The 23299-nt window shown below is 67.2% G+C and carries 15 protein-coding genes; 10 read left to right on the forward strand and 5 right to left on the reverse strand.

From position 1 onward, the window contains the following. Nucleotide 1: 1 nt before the first annotated feature. The 5 genes from C7453_RS12050 (at nt 2) to C7453_RS12075 (ending at nt 11083) form a co-directional block, all read left to right on the forward strand. Entirely contained in the window at nt 2-751 is a 750-nt protein-coding gene (locus C7453_RS12050) for an LPS assembly lipoprotein LptE (RefSeq protein WP_114727777.1), read from the forward strand. Beyond that, nucleotides 748-1764, forward strand: a complete 1017-nt coding sequence (gene holA / locus C7453_RS12055; protein ID WP_114727778.1) for a DNA polymerase III subunit delta — start codon at nt 748-750, stop codon at nt 1762-1764. Before C7453_RS12050 ends, holA begins: the two co-directional genes overlap by 4 nt. A 542-nt stretch (nt 1765-2306) precedes the next feature. Then, nucleotides 2307-2531, forward strand: coding sequence for a hypothetical protein (locus C7453_RS12065; protein WP_114727780.1), 225 nt, complete (start codon nt 2307-2309; stop codon nt 2529-2531). A gap of 246 nt (nt 2532-2777) precedes the next feature. Next, nucleotides 2778-9800 carry a type I polyketide synthase gene (locus tag C7453_RS12070; protein WP_114727781.1) on the forward strand — a complete coding sequence of 2341 codons (7023 nt, stop codon included), beginning with the start codon at nt 2778-2780 and terminating at the stop codon, nt 9798-9800. Next, complete coding sequence (locus C7453_RS12075; RefSeq protein WP_114727782.1) at nt 9797-11083, forward strand: aminotransferase class I/II-fold pyridoxal phosphate-dependent enzyme; 1287 nt, start codon at nt 9797-9799, stop codon at nt 11081-11083. The genes C7453_RS12070 and C7453_RS12075 overlap by 4 nt, the downstream gene beginning before the upstream one ends. On the opposite strand, the gene C7453_RS12080 is transcribed toward C7453_RS12075, so the two are convergent. The 5 genes from C7453_RS12080 to C7453_RS12100 all read right to left on the reverse strand — a co-directional run bounded on the left by C7453_RS12080 (nt 11056) and on the right by C7453_RS12100 (nt 17736). Then, the gene (locus tag C7453_RS12080) at nt 11056-12249 is read right to left on the reverse strand and encodes a capsule biosynthesis protein (protein WP_114727783.1); all 1194 of its coding nucleotides are present in this window, start codon (nt 12247-12249) and stop codon (nt 11056-11058) included. The genes C7453_RS12075 and C7453_RS12080 overlap by 28 nt on opposite strands. Nucleotides 12250-12311: 62 nt before the next feature. Then, nucleotides 12312-13556, reverse strand: coding sequence for a glycosyltransferase family 4 protein (locus tag C7453_RS12085; protein WP_220791255.1), 1245 nt, complete (start codon nt 13554-13556; stop codon nt 12312-12314). Then, a complete protein-coding gene (locus C7453_RS12090; protein WP_114727784.1) occupies nt 13553-15229 on the reverse strand; it encodes a capsular polysaccharide export protein, LipB/KpsS family in 1677 nt (558 codons plus the stop codon). Before C7453_RS12090 ends, C7453_RS12085 begins: the two co-directional genes overlap by 4 nt. Before the next feature lie 176 nt (nt 15230-15405). Continuing rightward, entirely contained in the window at nt 15406-16413 is a 1008-nt protein-coding gene (locus C7453_RS12095; RefSeq protein ID WP_114727785.1) for an NAD-dependent epimerase/dehydratase family protein, read from the reverse strand. Between the two features lie 120 nt (nt 16414-16533). Beyond that, nucleotides 16534-17736, reverse strand: coding sequence for a glycosyltransferase family 4 protein (locus tag C7453_RS12100; protein ID WP_114727786.1), 1203 nt, complete (start codon nt 17734-17736; stop codon nt 16534-16536). Between the two features lie 142 nt (nt 17737-17878). On the opposite strand from C7453_RS12100, the gene C7453_RS12105 reads away from it, so the two are divergent. The 5 genes from C7453_RS12105 to rfbD all read left to right on the forward strand — a co-directional run bounded on the left by C7453_RS12105 (nt 17879) and on the right by rfbD (nt 23279). Further along, on the forward strand, nt 17879-19375 hold the full coding sequence (locus C7453_RS12105; RefSeq protein ID WP_114727787.1) for an LTA synthase family protein: 1497 nt from the start codon (nt 17879-17881) through the stop codon (nt 19373-19375). A gap of 447 nt (nt 19376-19822) precedes the next feature. Further along, entirely contained in the window at nt 19823-20905 is a 1083-nt protein-coding gene (gene rfbB, locus C7453_RS12110) for a dTDP-glucose 4,6-dehydratase (RefSeq protein WP_114727877.1), read from the forward strand. A gap of 23 nt (nt 20906-20928) precedes the next feature. After that, the gene (gene rfbA, locus C7453_RS12115) at nt 20929-21813 is read left to right on the forward strand and encodes a glucose-1-phosphate thymidylyltransferase RfbA (RefSeq protein ID WP_114727788.1); all 885 of its coding nucleotides are present in this window, start codon (nt 20929-20931) and stop codon (nt 21811-21813) included. A gap of 6 nt (nt 21814-21819) precedes the next feature. Next, nucleotides 21820-22371 carry a dTDP-4-dehydrorhamnose 3,5-epimerase gene (gene rfbC, locus C7453_RS12120; protein ID WP_114727789.1) on the forward strand — a complete coding sequence of 184 codons (552 nt, stop codon included), beginning with the start codon at nt 21820-21822 and terminating at the stop codon, nt 22369-22371. Beyond that, nucleotides 22371-23279 (forward strand): dTDP-4-dehydrorhamnose reductase, encoded by a 909-nt coding sequence (gene rfbD, locus C7453_RS12125; RefSeq protein WP_114727790.1) that lies wholly within the window; start codon nt 22371-22373, stop codon nt 23277-23279. Before rfbC ends, rfbD begins: the two co-directional genes overlap by 1 nt. Nucleotides 23280-23299 lie beyond the last annotated feature (20 nt).

A 23299-nucleotide genomic window follows, 5' to 3' on the forward strand; every position in this document is an offset into this window, starting at 1 on the left:
GATGTCGCATCTGCCCTGTCCCGACGCGCCCCATTCGTATCGCCCGCTGCGCCGGGCCGTGCTGATGGCCATGGTGGCGATGCTGGGCGGGTGCGGCTTTCAGCCCCTGTATGGATCGCCGGCCGGCAGCACTGTCGCGGGCGGGACGATCCCCGACCAGTTGCGCCAGATCTACGTGGCCAGTATCCCTGAACGCTACGGGCAGGAATTGCGGCTGTTCCTGCAACAGAATCTGGCCGGAGCCGAGCAGGAAGACCCGACCGGCTATACGTTGCGCGTCAATTCCTATGTGATGAACGAAGCGATCGACATCCATTCGGACAACACGACCGGCCGGACCCGTGCCACCGCCCACGCGCACTGGATGCTCTACACCGTCGCGCCCACCCCGATGCTGGTGACCCAGGGCGATACGCAGGTCATGGACGGCGAAAACGAGACGTTCGAGCAGTATTTCGCCCAGAACCTGAACCAGACCGCACTGGCGCGCCGGGTGGCCCAGGCCGTTGCCGACCGCATTACCCAGCAGCTTGCAATCTGGTTCAAGACCCATGCCGCCCCCGCCCAGCGGACGGTGACGCCGCAGGCAACTTATGTCGACCCGAACGTGATGCCCAATTCCAGCACCGAAATTCCGCGTCAGTCGGTCGGTGAGGATGGCCTGCCGGGCATGGCCATCGGCCGGTCCTCGCCTGATCCGTCCGGCACGGCGGGCAGCGATCCGGGCAACGGAACAGTCAACAACCAGTGAAGATCGATGCGCGCTCGGTCGCCCGGGTCCTGCGCGAGCCCGGTGCGCTAAGGGCCATTCTGCTGCATGGCGAGGATACCGGGCTGATCCGCGAGCGGGCTCGTCAGGCCGCGACCGCTATTGCCCCGCAACTGGACGACCCCTTTCGCGTCGCGGTGCTGGACCGGGATGCAGCGGAGCGGCTGGAAGAGGAAATCTTCTCTCTTTCCCTCAGGGGCGGGCGGCGGGTCGTCTGGGTACGCGACGGGGGGGACAGTCTGACGGCGCCGTTGAAGGCCAGCCTGGCCCGCGAGTCCGATACGCTTGTCATCATCGAGGCCCCCGGCCTTGCCAGTCGCTCGCGCCTGCGCGCGCTGGTCGAAGCCCAGGCCAGTTGCGCGGCCATCGGCTGTTATCCCGAGGAAGGCCGGGCGCTAGAAGGCACGATTCGCCAGAGCCTTGGGGAAGAGGATATCCGCATCGACGCCGATGCGCTGGCGTGGTTCGCCGGGTTGCTGGGGCCCGATCGGGCCGCGATGCGGGGCGAGGTTGAAAAGCTGGCGCTCTATGCTGGGCGTGGCGGGCATCTGACGCTGGACGATGTGCGTACCTGCATCGGCGATGCTGCCGGCGTGTCGCTGGAAGATGCGGCGTTTGCCGCCACCGCCGGTGATCGGGCCGGCGCCGATACCGCGATCGAGCGGGCGCTGGCCGAAGGCACCAGCCCGATCGCCGTTGCGCGGGCGCTGCTGTCGCACCTGCACCGGCTGAGGCGCGCGCGGATCGCGATGGATTCGGGGCAGAGCCGGGCGGATGCGATGCGGGGATTGCGGCCGCCCGTGTTCTTCAAGCGGACCGAATCCTTTGGCCAGGCGCTGTCGCTCTGGAGCGCCGAGCGTCTGATGGATGCCGCCGAACAGACCCAGGCGCTGGAGAAGGACTGCAAGCAGACCGGGTCGCCCGACCTCGCATTATGCCGGCGGCATATCGCGCGGCTGGCCGCGACCGCGGCGATACTGCGCCGCGACCGCTGAAGCGCCTTCCGGCCGCCGGGGACGCTTGCCCGAATCCCTGTGCTCGGCTAGAAGCAGAGCATGTGTCCGCGTAGCTCAGCAGGATAGAGCACAGGATTCCTGGTTTTCAAATTGGGCGTTATGGCGGGAAACCTCATGACGGATCCGCTCAAATTCGGGGAACGCTCTGACACCGTGTGTCGTGCCGATCCCGAGCCAAGCCCGGCCTTGCCGGGAAGGTGTAGAGACTGGACGGGCGGCACCTGTCGGCCTTCGGGCCCAGGGTGAAGGGACAGTCCAGACCACGAACGCCATTTTCGGATGGCGGCGGTGAAAGCCGAAGTGGGATGAATCCTGGGGCCGTGGGTTCGAATCCCGCCGCGGACACCATATTGCGCCGGGATGCATTGCACGCTCCCCGCCCCGATCTCCCGGCATGTCTGGCGAGCGGGACACTGATATGTCTTCCACGCGCCTGCACGGAGAGGGTCGTTTCGGCCCTCGGTCGCCAGAAGACATAAAAAGAACACAGATATAAAGAATTTGTACCTGTAGAGCCCGATATGTGGCTGGTCGGCGTGCCTGTTCGTTTTACCGGCGGCGCTACCGAAGAAGAAAAGTACGGGGATCGCCTGAAGGCCGGCCAGACGATGCCAGACTGTCGTAAAGCGTTGCATGGCTGCCAATCGCCGGGAATGGGCAGCCAGATGCTGGCACCGCCGGTCAGGCTCGATGCCCGGGCGCGCATGGCTCCTGTCGGGCAAGCACGGCAGATGCCGTTTCAATAGGCGATAGTATGACTAAAATTTAGGCAAAACGTGATAGCCGGCAGTCGCTGGAAATCTGAAGTTCGTATTCCGCCATATACTTACAGCAGAAGACCATCGCCTGTTCCGACATTGACGCCTTGTTTACGGGCGAGGGAAGCACATGAAACGCGCCGAACTATTTTTTCAACGCCGATATGGCTTTTCCCTCCGACCCGACCGCGTTACATCGTAATCCGATCATCGCATTGGGGCACATATCTCTTCATGCATAACAGTTCGACGTCCGAGCCCAAGACCACTACTCGGGATGAGCCCATCGCCATCATCGGCGCATCCTGCCGCCTTCCCGGGGCGCCGGACGTTAACAGCCTGTGGCAGCTGCTGGACGAGGAACGCGAAAGCGTGCGGCCGATCCCGGAGAATCGCTTTCCATTACGGGATTACTGGCATCCTCGTCGCGGCGAGACGGGCAAGTTCTATGCCACCCGTGCCTCCACCCTGGACGAGATTGAACTGTTCGATGCCGCCTTTTTCGGCATTTCGGCCCGCGAGGCCCGACAGATGGACCCGCAGCAGCGGCTGTTGCTGGAACTGGCGTGGGAAGCCCTGGAAGACGCCGGCACGACGGCGGAGCGCGTCGCGTCGGCCGGTGTGTATGTCGGTGCGTCGGGCCTGGAATATGCCAATCTGCGCCTGACCGACCCCTCGTCGGGCAATGCCTATTTCATGCCCGGCAACACGCTGAGCATCTTCTCCAATCGCGTGTCGTACGCGCTGGGCCTGCATGGGCCGAGCATGACCATCGATACGGCGTGCTCGTCGTCGCTGTTCGCCCTGCATGAGGCTTGCGAGGACCTGCGCGCCGGCCGGACGAGCGTGGCGCTGGTCGGTGGTGTCAGCATGCTGCTGACGCCCTATCCCTTCATCGGGTTCTGCGCGGCGAGCATGCTGTCCCCGACCGGGCGCTGCCACGCCTTCAGTGCCGATGCCGATGGCTATGTCCGTGGCGAGGGTGGCGTCATGCTGCTGCTCAAGCCGTTGTCGGCGGCGCGGCGGGATGGCGACGATGTCCGCGCGGTCATCATGGCCAGCGGGATCAATGCCGATGGACGGACGCCGGGGCTGACCTTCCCCAGCGCCCAGGCCCAGGCCGACCTGTTGCGCGAGGTTTATGATCGGGCCGGCGTCTCGCCGGATCAGATCGCCTTCGTGGAGGCCCACGGCACCGGCACCCAGGCGGGAGATCCGGTCGAGACGACGGCGCTGGGCAAGGCCCTGGGCCAGTTGCGCGCAACGGCGCTGCCGATCGGCTCGATCAAGACCAATCTCGGCCATCTGGAACCGGCATCGGGCCTGGTCAGCATGTTGAAGGCCATGCTTGCGCTCCAGAACCGACGCCTGCCGGCCTCGCTGCATTGCGCGAACCCGAACCCGGCCATTCCCTTCGCCGAGCTTAATCTGGAAGTCGTCACCGAGGCGCGTCCGCTTGACGATGGCCCGCTGATTGCCGGTGTCAATAATTTCGGTTTCGGCGGCGCCAATGCCCATGTGGTTCTGGCCAGCGCGCCGATCGAACCGGCAGACGCGCCGGTCGCCGTGCCGGCGTCGGACGATGCTGTGCCATTGCTGCTATCCGCGCGCTCCGAGGCTGGTCTGGCCAGTCTTGCGCGGGTCTGGTCCACGCGGACCTGGACCGATTCCGAACTGCGCGGCCTGGCGACCCGACGCGCCCACCTGCCGCATCGTCTGGGTGTTCCTGGCGGGGATGCGGCGGAGATGCGCGCGGCGTTGGCGACGTGGGTGGAGACCCGCGCCCAGACCGATGTCGTCACCGGACAGGCCCTTGCACAGGCGCGCACCGTCTTTGTCTTTTCCGGCAATGGCAGCCAGTTCTCGGGCATGGGGCAGGATCTGCTGGAAATCAGCCCCGTTTTCGCCGCCGGGGTGGCGGAGGCGGATGTGGCATTGCGTCCGCATCTCGGCTGGTCGGTTCTGGAGGCGATGCGCTCGGGCGACTGGTCGGCCGATCCGGCCGATGTTGCGCAGCCGATGCTGTTTGCGTTCCAGATCGGCGTTCTGCGCGGGTTGGAACGGCAGGGACTCAAGGCCGACATCGTCGTTGGCCATAGCGTCGGGGAAATCGCGGCCGGGGTGCATGCCGGCATGCTGGAGATGGACGAGGCCGCGCGCATCGTTGCTCTACGCAGCCGCCATCAGGCGACCGCGCCCGGCGGTGGCATGATCGCGCTCCATGGCGATGCCGAAGAGGCACGGCGGCTTCTGGCCGAAGCCGGGCCGACGCTGGAGATTGCGGCCTTCAATGCACCCAACGCGCTGGCGGTGGCCGGCGAGGCCGACGCGCTGGACCGACTGGAGGCGGCGAAGGGCAGCTCGTCGCTGCTGATCCACCGCCTGAAGGTGGGGTATGCGTATCATAGCAGCCACATGGACCGGATTGCCGAGGCGCTGATCCGCGATCTGGGTGCGATCACCGCACGCCAGCCTGAGCGGCTGATGATCTCGACCGTGACCAGCCAGCCTTTCACGGTGCTGCCCGATGCCGATTACTGGTGGCGGAATGTCCGCGCGCCGGTGCTGTTTGCGGAATCGGTGCGTCAGGCGTCGGCCGAAGGGGGCTCGGTCTTTATCGAGATCAGCCCCCGTCCGGTCCTTCAACATTATCTGCGCGACATTCTGCGCGGTGGCGATACGCAGTCGCGCGTGATGCCGGCCGTGCCGGCCAAGATTACCACCGACCCGTTCCCGCGCACCGCGCTGGCATGTTTTGCGGCGGGCTGCGACATTCTGTCCGCGGCGCATTTCGCAGGACCTGCCCATGTGCGGGGCCTGCCCGGCGTGCAGTGGCAGCGCGAGCGGCATTGGTACGAACCGACCGAGGAAGCGCTGGCGGTGCTGTGGAACCAGCAGGGTACGCATCCCCTGCTGGGCGGCCATGGCAAGACGGATGCCAGCGAATGGACCGCGCATCTGGATGGAGCGGTGCAGCCCTGGCTGGCCGACCACAAGGTGGGCGAGACGATCGTTCTGGCGGCCGCCTGCCTGATCGAATTCGCCTTTACCGCCGCGCGGGCGACGTGGCCCGAGGCCGAGATTCTGGAATTGCGCGATTTCCAGATCCTGCGTCCGGTGATCATCGAACAGACGCAGTTGCGCGAGATTCGGGTGCGATTGGGGGCAGACGGCGCTGTGACCATCGACAGCCGGCCCCGGCTGTCGCAGGCGGTCTGGACGCGCCATGCCACCGCCCGTGCCGGCCTGTCGCCGGTCGCGCCTGCGGCCCTGCCGGCGGCCGCGACCGATACCGACATGACCGGTGATGCGCTCTATGCCATCGCGCGTGCTGCCGGACTGGCTTATGGACCAGCCTTCCGCCGTGTCGGTGCGATCTCGATGGCCGAGGGGCGGGTCGAGGCGACCCTGACGGGCGCGGCGCCGCTCGACGGGCTGACCCTGGACCCGACGGCGCTGGACGGGACTTTCCAGGCGCTGGTCGGGTTGGCGGTCAACCATGCCGATGCGGCCGAAGCGCCTCTGCCGCGCAAGTTCGGCGTGATCCGGCTGGACCTGTCGGCCGGGCCCGCTGCCCGGGGACAGGCTGCCGTTACAACGTCCGGCCCGCGCGAGACCGAGGCCGATATCGTGATGCTGGATGCTACCGGCCGCGCCGTGCTGTCGGCAACCGGCTGCTGGTTTACCCGCATGCCGGGCGAACGGCCGGTGCCGGTCGCCGAGCGCAGTTTCCACGAGATCTGGCTGCCGTCTCCCGTGGCGTCGGCTCCGCTGTCCGACGAGCGGTTCCTGGCGCTGCGCCCGGCCATGGAAACGCCGGCCGGCGATGCGGACGACAAGGATGCCGGGCTGCTGGCTCATACGATCCTGTCTGGTCAGTCTTCGCCGACCGGGGATGCTCCGGATACCGCGCGGTTGTGGCAGACGCTTTTCCTCGACCTGCCGCAATGGCTGCCGGCGGCGTTGCTGCTGGCGTGGATCGACGAGCGGAAGAATGCGGCGGTCGCCGCCGACGATGCGTTCCCCGACGTGGCGTTCCGGCAGTTGCTATCCGGCCGCAGTGTGGAACTGGCGGCCGAGCAGATCGCGACCACCATCGCGGCCTATGCGCAGGACTGGCCGCAGGACCGCCCGCTGCGCGTGCTGGAACTGCACGCCGACCGCGCCGCGCTGACGCGGCAGCTTTTGCCGCGTCTGGCAGACCTGCCGGGCCGGCTGGACTACACGATCCTGGAGCCGAACCGCGAGCGGCAGGCGCGGTTGCGGCCGACCGTGCTGGCACATCTGCCCGGCATCGTCATGGCCGAGACCGTGCCGGCGGGCGCGTATGACGTGCTGGTTGCCTATGCACCCGGCCTGCACGGCCAGGTGCCGGCGGCGACGCTGGCCCATGCCGATCGTCTGGCGCCGGGCGGCCTGATCCTGGTGGTGGAAGCCGCCGAGGATGCCGGCTGGGCCACGTTGCGCGACCTGTCGCCCGAGCCGCTACTGACGATCGGAGCCTGGCGCGACCTGCCGCACCGCCTGCGCGCGGTGGCGGAAAGCGTGCCCGCCCAGGCGCCCTTCCCGCTCGCCCTGCTTGCGGCGGTCGCGATCGACGCAGAAGAAGCCGAGGTTGAAGCCGTCTCGGCGGCGCCGGTGATTCGCCTGTCGCATGCTCCCGGGCAGGCTGCCGGGGATGACACCGCGCGGACCGCCCAAGCGATGCTGGCCCTGGCCCGTGACGCCCGTGCCGCCGCCGAGGCCGGGGAGTGCCTCGCAATCGTGACCCGCGATGCGGCGACCACGCCGCATGAGGCCGCACGTGTCGCGCTGGGCCGGACGATCGCCAACGAGTTCCCTGCCCTGCGCTGTCGCCGGATCGACCTGTCCGCCGGCCTGTCGGAGACGGCGGTTGCGGCGGCGCTGGACGCGGAGCGCAATGCGACCGATGACGAGCGCGAAGTGCGCTGGACGGCAGACGGACGCTTTGTGCGCCGCCTGCGCGAGGGCCTGCCGGCCCGCGCCGCTGGTCCGAAGGAAGATGTTCGACTGATTCAGCCCGTGCCCGGCCCGCTGGACCGGCTGTGCTGGATGCCCGAGCCCAGGGTTGAACCCGGCCCGCGCGACGTGGTGATCGACGTGCAGGCCAGCGGCCTGAACTATCGCGATGTGCTGTCGGCCATCGGCATGTTGCCCGACGAATTGCTGCTGGACGGTTTTGCCGGTGCCACGCTGGGCATGGAATGCGCGGGGACCGTGCTGGCGGTGGGTGCGGAGGTGACCGACCTTGCCCCCGGCGACCGGGTGATGGCGCTGGCTGCCGCCGCCCATGCCAGCCGGGTGGTGACCGACCGGCGCAGCGTCTTCGCGCTGCCGGAATGGTTGTCTTTCGCGGCGGGTGCGACCATCCCCGTGACGTATCTGACCGTGCTCTATGCGCTGGAGACCGTTGGCCAGTTGCGGGCCGGCGAGACGATCCTGATCCATGGCGCGGCCGGCGGTGTCGGTCTGGCGGCCATTCAGTACGCCAGCCATGTCGGCGCACGCATCATCGCCACCGCCGGCTCGCCCGCCAAGCGGGCGGCCCTGCGCGAACTGGGGATCGAGACCGTGCTGGACAGCCGGTCGCTGCGCTTCGGGGCCGATGTGCTGGCCGCGACCGGTGGGCAGGGCGTGGATGTGGTGCTGAATGCCCTGAGCGGCGAGGCCATGGAGCGCAGCCTGGAACTGGTGCGCCCGTTCGGCCGCTTCCTGGAACTGGGCAAGCGCGACTTCCTGGCCAATACGCGCGTCGGCATCGGCCCGCTGCGACAGAATGTCAGCTACCATGCGATCGACGTGGATGCGCTGGTGCGGCACCGGCCGGACCTGGTTTCGACCGTGACCGACCGCCTGCATACGCTGCTTGAGGACGGGGCGATCGGGCCGCTGCCCTATACCGCTTTCCCGGCCTCGGCCGCGACGGATGCGTTTGCGCTGATGCGGACCTCGGCGCATGTCGGCAAGATCGTGCTGACGATGGGGCCGGTGCATGTGCCGCCCGCGCTGGATGTGCCGGCCGACCGCACCATGCTGGTGACGGGCGGGACCGGCGGCTTCGGCGCACGGGCCGCGCGGTGGCTCGTGACCCGTGGAGCGCGCCATCTGGTGCTGGTGAGCCGGCGTGGACCGGCGGCCGAAGGTGTGGCGGCGTTGCGCGAAACGCTGCTGGAGGCCGGCGCCCGGACCGTGGAGGTGCGGGCCTGCGACGTGACCGACCATGCGGCGCTGGCGGCGCTGATTGCCGAGATCCGCGCGACCATGCCGCCTCTGGGCGGGATCGTGCATGCCGCCGTCACGGTGGCGGACGGGCTGGTGGCGACGCTGTCCGAGGAACAGGTGACGGCTTCGGTGCAGGCCAAGCTGGCCGGCGCGCTGTCGCTGGACGCACTGACGCGGGATGATCCGCTGGCGCTGTTCCTGGTCTTCTCGTCCGCCACCATCACGCTCGGCGCGCCGGGCCAGGGTGCCTATGTGGCGGCCAATGCGGCGGTCGAGGCGCTGATCCAGCGCCGGCGCGATGCGGGGCTGCCCGGTTGCGCCGTGCGCTGGGGGCCGATCGGCGATGCCGGCTTCCTGGAACGCAACGAAGCGGCGCGCGAGGCGCTGGACCGGCGGCTGGGCGCGCGCTCGATGCGCTCGATGGCCGCGCTGGATGCCCTGCCCGACCTGCTGGCTTCCTCCGACCCATGGCCGGTGCTGGCGGAAATGGACTGGCAGGCCACGGGCAGCCTGCCGATTCTGAGCGAACCGTTGTTCGGCGCCGTGGCGCGGCGCCGGGACGAGGACGGCGATAGCGGCGACCTGATGAGCCTGCTGGCCACGGCCACCGAGGAACGGCGGGAAGAGATCGTCGCCGACCTGATCCTGGGTGAACTGACCCGCATCATGCAGACCGACCGCGAGGCCCTGCCCCTGGACCAGCCGCTGGCTGAACTGGGCATGGATTCGCTGACGGCGGTCGAACTGGCGCTGGGGCTGGAACGCCGGCTGGGCGTGTCGCTGCCCGGTTTTGCCTGGCAGGAAATGACGGTGCGGCGCGTTGCGCGCCAGGTCTCCACCCTGCTGGGCAACAAGGGGCAGGAAACCGCCGCCACCACGCCGGACGAGGCGGTGATGGCGCGCCATCTGGCCTCGGACGAGGAACGGAACGTGGTGGTCGAGGCCGGCGAGGTTGCCGAAGGGACCGGGACGCCCGAGCCCGTGTTTTCGAACGAAGAAGAAGCGACTCGATGACAGGACCGAAATTCGGCCGACGGCTGGGCGAACGCATCAAGCTGCTGGCCAGCCTGTCGGGCAGCGCACCGGCGGAGAGCAGCACGCGCGGCTGGTCGCTGCCGGGCGTGGAGGAAATGGAGTTCATCGCCAAGCGGGCGGCGGCGCTGGGCGTCTCCGACCCGTTCTTTCGCCAGCATGACGGGTTGGCCGCCGCCACGACCCTGATCGACGGGCGGGAATACATCAATTTCTCGTCCTACGATTATCTGGGGCTGAATGGTGATCCGCGCGTCATCGCCCAGGTGGAAAAGGCCCTGCACCGCTACGGCACGACGGTTTCCGCCAGCCGCATGGTCTCCGGCGAACGGCCGTTCCATCGGGAACTGGAGCGGGCGCTGGCCGACTGGCATGGTGCCGAGGATTGCGTGGTGATGGTGTCGGGCCACGCGACCAACGTGACCACGCTGGCGCAGCTGATGCGGCCGGGCGACCTGATCATCCATGATGCGCTGGCTCATAACAGCCTGATCCAGGGCGCGATCCTGTCGGGCGCGCGGCGCATTGCGTTTCCGCATAACGACGTGGCGGCGGCGCGCGAGCAATTATGGATGCACCGCAGGGCGCACAAGCGCGCGCTGCTGGTTCTTGAAGGCCATTACAGCATGGATGGCGACATCCCTGATCTGGCGGCGTTCGTGGAGCTGGCCCGCGAGTTCGACTGCATGACGCTGGTGGACGAGGCGCACTCGACCGGCGTGCTGGGCGCGCGCGGGCATGGCATTGCCGAAGAGACCGGTGTGCCGCCCGACTCGATCGATCTGTGGATGGGCACGCTCAGCAAGAGCCTGATCTCGTGCGGCGGCTACATTGCCGGCCGGGCCGATATCATTACCTACCTGAAGCGCACCGCCGCGGGCTTTGTCTATTCCGTCGGCCTGCCGCCGACCAATGCGGCGGCCTCGATGGCGGCGCTGGACATTATCCGCGAGGAACCCTGGCGCATCGCGCGCCTGCGCGAGAACGCGACGCTGCTGCTGCGTCTGTTCCGCGAGGCCGGTTTCGATACCGGGACCTCGGAAGGCTACGGCATCGTGCCGCTGGTCACCGGCAGTTCGCTGCTGGCCGGCCGGCTGTCGCAGGCGCTGTTCGAACGCGGGCTGAATGTCCAGCCCATCATCCACCCGGCCGTGCCGGAGAAGGCGGCCCGGCTGCGCTTCTTCGTCAGCGCCTCACACACGTCCGGGCAGATCGAGCAGACGGTCTCGATCGTGACTCAGGCGCTGCGCGCCCTGTCGGAATAGGCTGACAATATCCGCCGCACCGAGCCCTCGACCGCGAGGGCTCGCCCCTCGGGGGTGAAGAAATCGCCTTCGACCAGGACTTCCTGGATCAGCATGCGGCAGAACGCATCGAGCAGTTCGGCATCGGGCCTGCTGGCCTCGCGCCAGAAGAGATCCAGCGGTTCCTGGAACGTCAAGCCCGGAACGTCGTAGATCGCTTCGCCCAGAATCTTGACCGGGCGGTTGCGCCGCAGGGCGAGCAGCCCGACCGTGCTGTTGACCGTGACGATCCCTTCGCTGGCGTCCAGCACGGGTTCGAGCAGGCCCTCGGCCATGAAATAGACCCGTGCCGCAATGCCCAGAGCGCGCGCGCGCTGGGTGATCAGCCCTTCCCAGTCCATCAGGCGCGGATCGAGCGGATGGCGGCGGACGACCAGGGAGAGCGTGTCGGGCGCATGCGCGGCGAAGGAGGCCAGGATCTGTTCCAGTGCCTCGGCCATGCCGCGAAACGGCGAATGGACCCGCAACTGGTAGTCGCCATCCAGTTGCATCGGCACCAGCATGAACGGCCCCTGGGGCAGGATCGCGTCCTTGGGCTTGCGCACAAGGCGCCCCGTCCAGTCCCGCAGCCACCCTGCATATTCCACGAACGGACTGACCGCCGCATGGAAACGCGCGTGGGGAAACAGCGCCGTCATGGCCACGCGCAGGCCGTGATAGGAGACATCGTAGACCGCGCGCCGCAGGAAATCGGAATGAGGCTCGTAATGCATGGGGGGCCACGGTGCCTGGCCCCGTTCGCGGATATGCGCGGCATCGCGCGGCAGGGCCGAAAAGCCGTTGACGCCATGGGGCTCCAGCGTGATCCAGCCGGGCCTGAGATAGCCTTCCTCGAACACCCAGATGGCGATGCCGTGCGCGCGCGCGATTTCGGTTGCCACGAGATGAATCGGGCGGCAGTCGCCGAACAGGATGATCGCATCCGGCTTGTCGGCGGCGATGATCTTTTCGAGGAAGGCAGGCAGGGCGCGCTCGCGCCCGCGAAACCATGTGACATCGTGCGAAAAGACGACGTCGCCGCCATTGAAAGCAATGCGGCGGACATGATGGCCGGCAGCCCGGAGCGCAATCGCCAGTTCGGAAAAGAACGGCGTGGCATTCCCTTGCAGCATCAGAAAACTTAGCAAACCGTTCCCACCTTCCCCATCCGTCACATGAACGCCCCATGGCGCGCCTGTCCGCGATACCGCTATGGCCCGTTTCCGCAGTCGATTACGGCCAGGGCGGCGAGGCCGGCCACCACCTGGGTCGGCCAGTCGGCGAATGACGGGGGTGCCTGGGCGGCCGCCCCCCTGTCATGCCCGCACCGTTCGCGGATCGCATGCCGCCAGCCGGGGCCGTCCAGAGGGTCGAGATAGACCGGCAGGTCCCCGGCGATTTCGCGAAAGACCGGCAGGTCGCTGCACAGGCACGGAACGCCCATTGCCAATGCTTCCAGCAGCGGAAGGCCGAACCCTTCGGCAAATGACGGGAACAGCAGCGCACGCGCACCCCGGACCAGCCCCGCCACGGCCTGATCGGATAACGTGGCATGTTCGTGTACGACCCCCTGCAAGGCGGGGCATCGTTCGATCATGTCCAGGATGTTTTCGTTTTCCCATCCGCGTCGGCCGATGATCACCAGATGCGGCAGGGGCGTGGCGCCGCCCTCCATCGCCATCTGGCGCCACAGATTCAGCAGCAGAAGGTGGTTCTTGCGCGGCTCGATCGTGCCCAGGATCACGAAATAAGGGGCGTCGGGCACCAGATTGCCCACCGATGCCGGAACATTGGATGGGACAAGGCAACCGTGATGCACAACGCCGACCGGCGGACAATGCCCGTGGGGCGCCAGATAATCCCGCAATGCCTCATCGACCGGCCGGGAGGGTACGATCACGCGCTCCGCCAGCCGCCCCACGGTATCCATGCGCCGGCGATGGCGGTCGGGTTCGGTCGGGCGGGCATATTCGGGGTATTCGATCGGGATCAGGTCGTGGACCATGACCGCCATCGTGGCATCGGCCCGTTTCAGAAAAACCTCGATCACGTCGTCGCGCATCAGGTGATGATGCGAAAGCAGCAGATAGGTCCGGCGGTGTTTCGCACGGCCAGCGGCCCCGAGGGCCGCAGCCTGCAACAGCAGCCCGGCCAGCAGCGACGCCGTGCGCGACGGCCGCGTGCCGCCCGCCCAGGCCCGTGCGAGGATGCGCAGGAAACGATCGGTCAGCCGGCGCGGCAGGAGGCCGATGCGCCCGACCGGATGAAAGGCCACGAACATGACCTGGGACGCGGGAAAGCGCATGAGATACAGCGCATATTCCAGTTCCACACGGTCGATCCCCGTCGGCACGGCGCTGCCGGCGCGCGACAGCAGACGGGAGATATCCATCAGAACCGGACGGGGCAGTATCTCGGCCGGCCGTCGCGAACCGTGCACCACACTGCCGCTCATGCGGGGCGGGCCGACCGGACGCGCGCCCATGCCTTGCGCAGCGCCGTCTGCGCGGCCAGCGCGCGCATCCATGGCGTGGGGCGCCACAGGCCGGGGGTTTGCAGACGGTCGATCAGAACTTCCGGGCCGCAGGGCAGTCGCGTAACCGGGTCGAGATAACGCGGAAACAGAATCAGCACTCCGGCAACGAGGTCTTCCAGGGTCAGGCGCCGTGTCCGGCGTGCGGGAACATCCCCCAGGTCGACCGTCAGCCCCCACCCCGCATAGAACGGCGCGCCATAGGTCACAACCCGCCGTCCGCGCATAAGCGCCTCGAACCCGGCAAGGGAGGTCAGGGTATGGACCTCGTCGACCCGGGCGATCGTATCGAGGATCGCGCCGCCCCGGTCGATGCGATCGGCCAGTTGCATGACAACGGAATCCTCCATGTGGCCCAATCTGTGCGTTGCCTCGACATCCGGATGGGGCCTGTAGACGATAAAGGCGTCAGGATTATGTCGCCGGACGGCCTGGAGCAGTTCCAGATTGCCGCCGATCCGGCCGCCGCCGCAGCGCACCGACTGGTCGTCCGCCACCTGTCCGGGCACCAGGATCGTCCGCCGGTCTCCGCTGTCCCATGCTTCGGACACGCGGGAGGCATGGCCCGCGCCGTATTTGGAAATACCGAGCCGGACCAGGGAATCGACGAGGCGTCCGGCGCGGGCACGCAGTGCCGGGTCGAAGGAAGCGGTTGCCAGGATATGTTCCAGGTCGCTCTCCTGCGCTGGATCGTAATAGATTCCGCGCGTGTCGAGGGTGATCGAGGAAGGCGGCATCAGCGCGCTGCCCAGGCCGATGGAGCGGACGAAACCGTCTTCCACGCGCCAGACAGGCGTGCCGGCCCGGTGGGCATCGTCCTCCAGCCCCGGTGGCAGGCGCGTTGCCCAGACCGCGATGGCACCCGGCAGGCCGGCGCGAAAAGCCGGGATGAACGGGGGAGCACCGGGCGCCTGCGCCAGGAAATCGGCGATGCGCCGCCGCTTCCATCGCGACATGCCCAGGCAGGCCCCGATCTGGCGATTGACCAGGATCGTGCGGCGCCAGTCGGCCAGCAGGGTGATCGCCTCGGCACAGGGGATTGGCGCTGAGGTGTATGGACTGACGTAATCCGTGCGGTCCAGAAGATCGGCCAGCACATCGGCCCGCAGCAAGGGCTGCTCCTGCCCGCCTTCCGCCCCAAGCACGACAGGCAGGCCGCGCAGGGCCGCCAGCCGCACGACATCGCCCACAGAATCGGCATAGACCCGCGTCACGCCGTCGAGCAGCGCATGCGGATCGCTCTGCCAGGGCGCATGCGCGATGCCGAAGCGCCCAGCCAGCCCGGAGGCGGCCTCTGCCGGTCCCCGGCGGACCAGCAGGACATCCCGCGCGGGATGGGCCGCCAGGACGTGCTTCAGCATGGCCACGGCGCGATGGCGCGCGCGCGCCGTGCGGGACAGGACGACCAGGACCGGACGCCACTGTGCCGGTGCCGGAGCCCAGAAACACCCGCCGACCCGTTCGCGACAGATCCGCTCCGCCAGTTGCTGCCGCTCCGCATCCAGAACGGGGAACGCAGGCGCTGCGTCCTGCCGCGCGCGGGCGAGAACGGGCACGGATCGGTGGAAGGGCGGTATCCGCAGGAACCCGGTCATGCGCGGGGACGGCCCGCCGAGAGGAAGGCGAAGCAGGGTCGGGCGTTCCCCCCGTGTGCTGCCTGCATGTCACCACCCTCCTGTCGAAGACTTATGGAACAGTCTGTTAGCACGCCCGTCTCCTAGCACGCTCGTCTCCGCACCGAAACATCCGGCCCCGGTGGCTGGCGCCGGGTTTATCGCTGGCTGGAAGGCGCGTATTGCGCGTCGTACCACGCGACGACCGCATCCACGCCGGTTTGAAGGGGCGTGGAAGGACGGAATCCGGTCAGGGCCTTGAGGGCCGAGCAGTCGGCCCAGGTTCGGGGCACGTCACCCGGTTGTATCGGCAAATAATGGCGCACGGATGGCCGGCCGGTCGCTTTTTCGATCGCCTCGACAAATGCCGCCAGGCTGACGGGCTGGCTGTTGCCGATATTGACCACACGATAGGGGGCCACGGGGCTGCTCCCCGGATCGCTCTCCCCCGCCTTTTCGGGGGCAACCCTGGACAGGCGCAGGACGGCTTCCACCACATCGTCGATATAGGTGAAATCGCGTGCCATCTCGCCGTTATTGTACAGCGTGATCGGCTGGCCCGCATGGATGTTGGCGATGAACCTGAACAGTGCCATGTCCGGCCGCCCCCACGGGCCGTAGACGGTGAAGAAACGCATGACCGTGGTGGGGATTTTCCAGATATTGGCATAGGCATGCGCCAGGTCTTCGGCCGCCTTCTTGGTCGCCGCGTACAGGCTCAGTGGATGATCGCAGCGATGCGCTTCGGAAAAAGGCAGGACCGCGTTCGCCCCGTAGACCGATGAGGACGAGGCCATCATGAAATGAAGGGGCGGGTTGCGGCGCATCGCCTCCAGCAGCGTGTAGGTGCCGACGATATTGGAGCCGATATAGGTGCCCGGTGCGTCGAGGCTGTGGGAGACGCCCGCCTGGGCGGCGAGATGCAGGACCATCTGCGGCACCTGTTGCGCGAACACGTCACCCAGCGCCCGCGCATCCTCCAGCATGAATTCGTGGGACGTGAAATTCTCGAACAGATGCAGGATGGCATGACGCCGGCGTTTCAGGGAAACGTCGTAATAATCCGTCATCCCGTCGATGCCGATGACAGTGTAGCCGTCTTCCAGCAGCCGCCTGGCGACATGAAACCCGATAAAACCTGCCGTGCCGGTCACGAGAATACGCATCTGTAACTCCAGGAAACACCGGACGAACCACGCCAGGGCCCTGCCGGCCCCGGTTCCGACCCCATGATGCCCCGCTCTATACACAGGCTGCCCGGCAGGAACACGCCGGCATGACGCGCATCACATCAGCGAATCGTAAAACCCGCGCAACCGGTCGAGATAGGCATCGGGCGAAAAGTGGGTGGCGCGGGCCGCCCCCCTTGCAATCAGCGCCAGGCGGGCCGGATCGTTCTCGCCCCAGCCATCCAGCACGCGAATCCCCTCGGCGATGGCGGACACATTGAGCGGATCGACCAGGATGGCAGCGTCTTTCGTCGCGATCTCGCCGGTCGCACCGCCGCGCGCGGTCAGGACCGGGGTGCCCAGGAGCATCGCCTCGATGATCGGGATGCCGAATCCTTCGGCCAGGGAGGGAAAGAGCAGGGCGTGGGCGTCCTGCATCGTCCTGATCAGGGTGGCGCGATCGCTCCAGGGCAGGCGGATGACCGGCGTGTCGCCGACGAACGGTGCGTAATCCGGCCTGTCGTCGCCATCGGGGCCGATCAGCACCAGCGGCCGGCGCGTGCCGCTGCGCGCATGGGCGGCGACCAGGCGGCAGATGTTCTTGCGTCGCTCGACCCGGCCGACATGCACGAAATAGCCCGGCGGGGCCGGTGGCCGGGCGGCGCGCGCCTGCCGCAGTTCGTCTTCGGAGAACGTCACGGCCTGGTAGAGGTTATGGATGCGCGACGGGGCGATGCCGCACTGGGTGATGATGTCCTGCCGCGCGGTTTCGGAAACCGTTACGATCACATCGGTGCTTTCGGCCAGGCGCATCATCAGGTGCCGGAACCGTTCGGAATCGATTCCCGTCAGGTCCGGATGGGTCAGCGGCACGGCATCGTGGACCGTGACCACGTTGCGCGCGCCTTCCAGCCGGATCGGCAGGGGATAGGTCCAGTGCATGATATCGGGCGGCGCGGCTGTCCTGACCCGTGCCAGGGTGCCCTGATGCGTGAACTTGACATGGGCGATCCGGAAAATGTCGGGACAGACCGCCCAAGGCGCCGCACTGGGTGCCTGCCCTGCCCCATCGGCCGGCCCGCCCAGATTCGCATGGTGCAGGGTCGCGCGATAGTGCGGGCGCAGGCTTTGCAGCCGGCGCCATATCTGGCGGGCCAGCGTGTGCGGGCGGGCGGGGGCCGTGCCGGGGGCGTAGTCGGTGAGGTAGGTCGGCTGCATGCCAGCCCCGGCCAGACATTCCGCAGTGAGTTCCGTATAGCGTGCCACACCAGTGCCACCAGTCCGGTTCATGTTCCGGGCATCCAGCCAGATCATCGGCATGGCAAAAGCTCCTTCTTCCCGGTAAGAGACATGCCCCATCGATACCCACGCGACGAGAACCGAATTTTGCCGAGCACGCCCCCAACTGCCCAGTCGCGACAGATGACCGCACCGCGCCGCACGCAGAAAACGGGAGCATAGGATGCACGGCTGGGCTGTCGCCGCCGTATCGGGCCTCGCGATTATCGCACTTGTCATTCTTCGGATCACGAGTTGCAGACCGTTCCGGCCGATCTGGAACGATCTGCCCGATGTGGTGGTCGCCCTGATCTTATGGCTCTCGCTGGCGTTGCTGACGCAGCGTCCGGCGTCGTCAGCGTTGCTGTGGGTGGTGCTGGCGGCGGGGTTGCTGCTGGCCGACCACACCAAGCGGGCGGTTCTGCGCGAGCCGATCGTGTTTGCCGATGCCAGCGAACTGCTGCTGGTCTTCACCCATCCGCGCTTCTACTTGCCCTATGTCCATCCCGCGATCTTCTATGGGATCGGCGGGTTGCTGGTGGGGGCGACGGCACTGCTGTTTTCCATCGAGCCCCCGGCCATGCCGGGCGACCCGGCCCTGTCACGGCTGATCGGGGCGCTGCTGTTGGTCGTGCCGATCGCCGCCTATTTCTGGCGGCCATCGCTGAACGTCATGGCCAGGGTGATCCGCCTGCTGCGGCCCACCGGCGACCCGGTGGAGGACGCCAGGACGCTGGGCATGCTGGGCAGCTTCGCCGCGCATACCGTCTGCTCGCGCCAGGAACGGCCGGCTCGCCAGGCGGCCTGCCGTTTCGGCAGTGTGACCGTGCCGCCGGACAAGCCGCCGGTGGTGCTGGTCCAGGCCGAATCGTTCTTCGATATTGGCAGGCTGGACCCGGCCCTGCCGTCGCCGCTGACGGAATTCCAAGCCTGCCGCGACCAGGCGTGGCGGCATGGGCGCCTGGATGTCGATTCGTGGGGGGCCAATACCACCCGCAGCGAATTCGCGACCATCAGCGGCGCCACCCCGGCCGATCTGGGGTTGGACCGTTTCAATCCCTACTACTCCTTCGCGCGCCGGCCGCTGGACACGCTGGCGGCGCGCATGCGGCAGGCCGGCTACCTGACCGTGTGCGTGCATCCCTATGACCGCCGGTTCTATGGGCGGCACAAGGTCATGCCCAATCTCGGCTTCGATCACTTCATCGGCGGCGAGGCGTTCGAATCCCGGCGCGGCGAACTGGTGCCCGACGAAGTGCTGGGCGACTGGATCAACGATTTCATCGCCCGCGAGACGCGGCCCGTCTTCCTGTTCGCCATCAAGGTCGCCAATCACGGCCCATGGTCCGCGCAGGCCGAAACCGAAAGCCCGTTCGCGCCCATACTGGGCGGTTACCTCGACAGTCTGATGGGCACCGACCGGATGATCGGCCAACTCGCAGGCTCCCGCTGGCTGAACGAGGATGGCGGGATCTTCGCGCTCTATGGCGACCACCAGCCCAGCCTGCCGGTTCTCATGAACGATGGCGCGCATATCGGCGCTTCGACCGATTATTTCATTCTCGACCGCACGCGTCCTGCCGGCCCGCGGCACGATATCCGCGTCGATCAGCTTGGCCGGGAGCTTGCCGGATGCCTGATGAACCATACCCCCCTGCCGCGCGCCGCGGCCGGCCGGTAAGAGGCTGTTTCAAAAGCGCACGGGACGCGCGGCTGGCGCTGCGGTTCCGTGCACGACGGCACCGTGGCAACGGTCGCCACGCCGGGCGCCTATGCCCCGCGTGGCGCCTGCATGCAGGCCGGGGTTTTCGTCGTGTCGTGCCCGATTGCGCAACTCGACCGGACGGCAGCCGTTGCAGGGAGATGCAGCGACAAGCGCCTTTACGACCCATTATCTTCTGCCCGATATCCTGCCGCCCATATGCCGCGATGCAGGACGAAACTGGTGGCAGGAAAATACGAAATAACCAGCCATCCATTCGGCCAGTTCCTCCAGCCAGACAGAGGTTAAATAAATAACAAAAACTCTGCCATCAAAACAAAATAACGAAACATCTTATAACATTTATTTTCTTGCGCAGTGGCTTTTTGATTGTAGCATGATCGTACCAACAAACGAGGCATGAGTGTGCGTATACTGGTAACAGGTGGATGCGGTTTTATCGGATCGGCGGTGGTGCGGCATGTGATCGGGGCCACCAGCCACACCGTGGTGAATGTCGATGCCATGACCTATGCCGCCACGCGGGACTCCACGGTCGATGTGGCGACGGACCCGCGTTACCTGCATATCCAGGCCGACATTACCGATGGCGCGGCGATGCGGGCCGTCTTTACGACCCATCAGCCGGATGCGGTGATGCATCTGGCCGCCGAAAGCCATGTGGACCGTTCGATCGACGGCCCCGGCGTGTTCATGACGACCAATGTGCTGGGCACCTTCACCCTTCTGGAAGCGGCGCGGGACTACTGGTCGGGGCTGGACGCGGCGCGGCAGGCGGCGTTCCGCTTTCATCACATCTCGACCGACGAGGTCTTCGGCACGTTGCTGCCGGGCGATCCGCCTTTTACCGAAACCACGCCCTATGACCCGCGCAGCCCCTACTCGGCCTCCAAGGCGGCTTCGGACCATCTGGTGCGGGCCTGGCAGCATACGTACGGGCTGCCGACCTTCGTGACCAACACCACCAACAATTACGGCTTCTGGCATTTCCCCGAGAAGCTGATCCCGCTGGTGACAATCAATGCCATCAACGGGCGCGCCCTGCCCGTTTATGGCAATGGCGGCAACATGCGCGACTGGCTGTTCGTCGACGACCACGCCGAAGCCCTGGTGCTGGCGGTGGAACGCGGCCGGCCCGGCGAGACCTATGCCATCGGCGCCCGCCAGCCGCGTACCAACCTGGAGGTCGTCCACGCCATCTGCGCCATTCTGGACGAATTGCGCCCCGACCCGGCGGGGCCGCACGCACGGCTCATCCGCTATGTCACCGACCGGCCGGGGCATGATTTCCGCTACGAGATCGACCCGTCGCACGCCGAGGCCGAACTGGGCTGGCGCCCCCGCCATGATTTCGAAACCGGTCTGCGCCGCACGGTGCAATGGTATCTGGAGCATCGCGACTGGTGGACCGCGCTCCAGGCCCGGCACGACAGCACGAAGCGCCTGGGAACGGCCAGAATAGAGGCCACGGGGGCGGCCACACCATGAGCGGGAACGCGAAGAGGCCGGCGATGGACACTGGGACGAAGGGCATTCTGCTGGCCGGCGGGTCGGGCACCCGGCTGCACCCCATGACGCTGGCCACCAGCAAGCAGTTGCTGCCGGTCTACGACAAACCGATGATCTATTATCCGCTCTCGACGCTGATGCTGGCCGGCATCCGCGATATCATGATCATCTCCACCCCCGACGACCTGCCGCAGTTCCGGCGCCTGCTGGGCGACGGAGCGCGCTATGGCGTGCGCTTCAGCTACCGCGCCCAGCCCAGCCCGGACGGCATCGCCCAGGCCTTTCTGATCGCCGAGGACTGGCTGGACAGTGCCCCCTGCGCCCTGGCGCTGGGCGATAACCTGATCTTCGCCGATCATCTCAGCGCGCTGATGCAGCAGGCGGCCGCGCGCGCCAGCGGGGCGACGGTGTTCGCCTATCAGGTGCGCGACCCCGAACGCTATGGCGTGGTGAGTTTCGATGCCGAGGGCCGCGCAAGCGCGCTGGTGGAGAAACCCGCCAATCCGGCCTCCCCGTGGGCGGTCACGGGACTGTATTTCTATGATGCCCGCGTCAGCAGCTTCGCCCGCGAAATCCGCCCCTCGGCGCGGGGGGAACTGGAAATTACGGACCTGAACCGCATCTATCTCGAAGAAGGCTCGCTCCAGGTCGAAAAACTCGGCCGGGGCTGTGCGTGGCTCGATGCCGGCGTGCCCGACGCCCTGCTCCAGGCCGGCATGTTCGTGCAGACCATCCAATCCCGCCAGGGCATGCTGGTCGGCTCGCCCGCCGAGGTTGCCTTTCGCATGGGCTTTATCGACGCCGGGCAGTTGCGCGTGATTGCCGGCGAGATTCCCAAGACCGAACTGGGTCGCGTGCTGCGCGACATCGCCGACGGAGCGCAGTAGAGACCGATGCAGATCGAACGCCTGGCCATTCCCGACATCCTGCTGCTGACGCCGCGCCGTTTCGCGGACGCACGCGGTTTTTTCTGCGAAACCTATAATATCCGCACGATGGCTGACGCCGGCATTGCCCAGCCTTTCGTGCAGGACAACCATAGCCTGTCGCGCCAGCGCGGCGTGATCCGGGGGCTGCATTGCCAGCTTGCCCCCCACGCCCAGGGCAAGCTGGTGCGCTGCACGCACGGCGCGATCTGGGATGTGGCGGTTGACGCCCGGCAGGCTTCGCCCAGCTTCGGCAAATGGGTTTCGGCGGAACTCAGCGCGGAGAACGGATCGCAATTATGGATCCCGCCCGGTTTCCTGCATGGGTTCTGCACCCTGAGCGAGGACGTGGAGGTGCAGTATAAATGCACCGATCTGTGGGACCGTGACTGCGAACGTTCGGTGCGCTGGGATTCGGCGGAACTGGCGATTGCCTGGCCTGTGGCGGCCGGCGAGGCGATCCTGTCCGACAAGGATGCCGAGGCCCCGGGCTTCTCCGCCGTGCGGGACTGGTTCTGATGAACACGGCGCAGGCCCGGCTTTCTCCGATTCTGGTCGTCGGCCGGTCCGGCCAGTTGGCCACCGCGCTGGGGCGTACCGACCGATCGGACATCCACTGTCTTGGCCGACCGGATATTGATTTCGACCGACCGGAGACGCTGGCGGCGGCGTTTGCCGCGCTTTCCCCCGCCCTGGTCGTGAATGCCGCCGCCTGGACGGCCGTGGACGCGGCCGAAAGCGACCCCAAGGGCGCCGCGCGTGCCAATTGCGACGGCCCTGCCCTGCTGGCCCGGCTATGCGCCGCACGCGGGATTCCTCTGATCCATGTCTCGACCGACTATGTGTTCGACGGCACCAAGGGCGCGCCGTATGTCGAGAGCGATCCGATCTCGCCCCGCACCGTGTACGGACGCAGCAAGGCGGAGGGCGAGCGCGCGATCCTGGCCGCCCATGGCCGGGCGATCATCCTGCGCACCGCCTGGGTCTATTCGCCCTATGGCCGGAATTTCGTGCGCACCATGCTGAATGCGGGAATGAAGAATCCCGTTCTGCGGGTGGTGGGCGACCAGCTTGGCAACCCGACCAGCGCCGATGATCTGGCGGACGCCATCCTGGCCATCATCGACACGATCGGCCGTACGGGCTGGCACGATGACTATGCCGGCCTGTTCCATGCCGCCGGCAGCGGGGAGACGACCTGGCACGGGCTGGCGGTCGCGGCGTTGCAGGAGGCGGCGAAGGCCGGCCAGCCGATGCCGGAGGTTCTGGCCATCGGCACCGCCGACTGGCCGACCCCGGCCGCCCGGCCGCAGGATTCCCGCCTGGACTGCACCCGTCTGCATGACGTGTTCGGCATCCGCCTGCCCGACTGGCGCGACGGCGTTGCCCGCAGCGTCGCGCGATTGATGGCGGTGCCTGCCGCCTGATGGGTCCGCCGCGACCGCCA

This window comes from Gluconacetobacter liquefaciens, from assembly GCF_003350405.1.
GTDB classification, from domain to species: Bacteria; Pseudomonadota; Alphaproteobacteria; order Acetobacterales; family Acetobacteraceae; genus Gluconacetobacter; species Gluconacetobacter liquefaciens.

What these genes read in the sequence shown, in the direction of transcription:
- C7453_RS12050 (WP_114727777.1), top strand. Translation starts at nt 2, where the DNA reads ATGTCGCATCTGCCCTGTCCCGACGCGCCCCATTCGTATCGCCCGCTG.
- C7453_RS12065 (WP_114727780.1), top strand. Translation starts at nt 2,307, where the DNA reads ATGTGGCTGGTCGGCGTGCCTGTTCGTTTTACCGGCGGCGCTACCGAA.
- C7453_RS12070 (WP_114727781.1), top strand. Translation starts at nt 2,778, where the DNA reads ATGCATAACAGTTCGACGTCCGAGCCCAAGACCACTACTCGGGATGAG.
- C7453_RS12075 (WP_114727782.1), top strand. Translation starts at nt 9,797, where the DNA reads ATGACAGGACCGAAATTCGGCCGACGGCTGGGCGAACGCATCAAGCTG.
- C7453_RS12085 (WP_220791255.1), bottom strand. Translation starts at nt 13,556, where the DNA reads ATGAGCGGCAGTGTGGTGCACGGTTCGCGACGGCCGGCCGAGATACTG.
- C7453_RS12090 (WP_114727784.1), bottom strand. Translation starts at nt 15,229, where the DNA reads ATGACCGGGTTCCTGCGGATACCGCCCTTCCACCGATCCGTGCCCGTT.
- C7453_RS12095 (WP_114727785.1), bottom strand. Translation starts at nt 16,413, where the DNA reads ATGCGTATTCTCGTGACCGGCACGGCAGGTTTTATCGGGTTTCATGTC.
- C7453_RS12100 (WP_114727786.1), bottom strand. Translation starts at nt 17,736, where the DNA reads ATGCCGATGATCTGGCTGGATGCCCGGAACATGAACCGGACTGGTGGC.
- C7453_RS12105 (WP_114727787.1), top strand. Translation starts at nt 17,879, where the DNA reads ATGCACGGCTGGGCTGTCGCCGCCGTATCGGGCCTCGCGATTATCGCA.
- rfbA (WP_114727788.1), top strand. Translation starts at nt 20,929, where the DNA reads ATGGACACTGGGACGAAGGGCATTCTGCTGGCCGGCGGGTCGGGCACC.
- rfbC (WP_114727789.1), top strand. Translation starts at nt 21,820, where the DNA reads ATGCAGATCGAACGCCTGGCCATTCCCGACATCCTGCTGCTGACGCCG.
- rfbD (WP_114727790.1), top strand. Translation starts at nt 22,371, where the DNA reads ATGAACACGGCGCAGGCCCGGCTTTCTCCGATTCTGGTCGTCGGCCGG.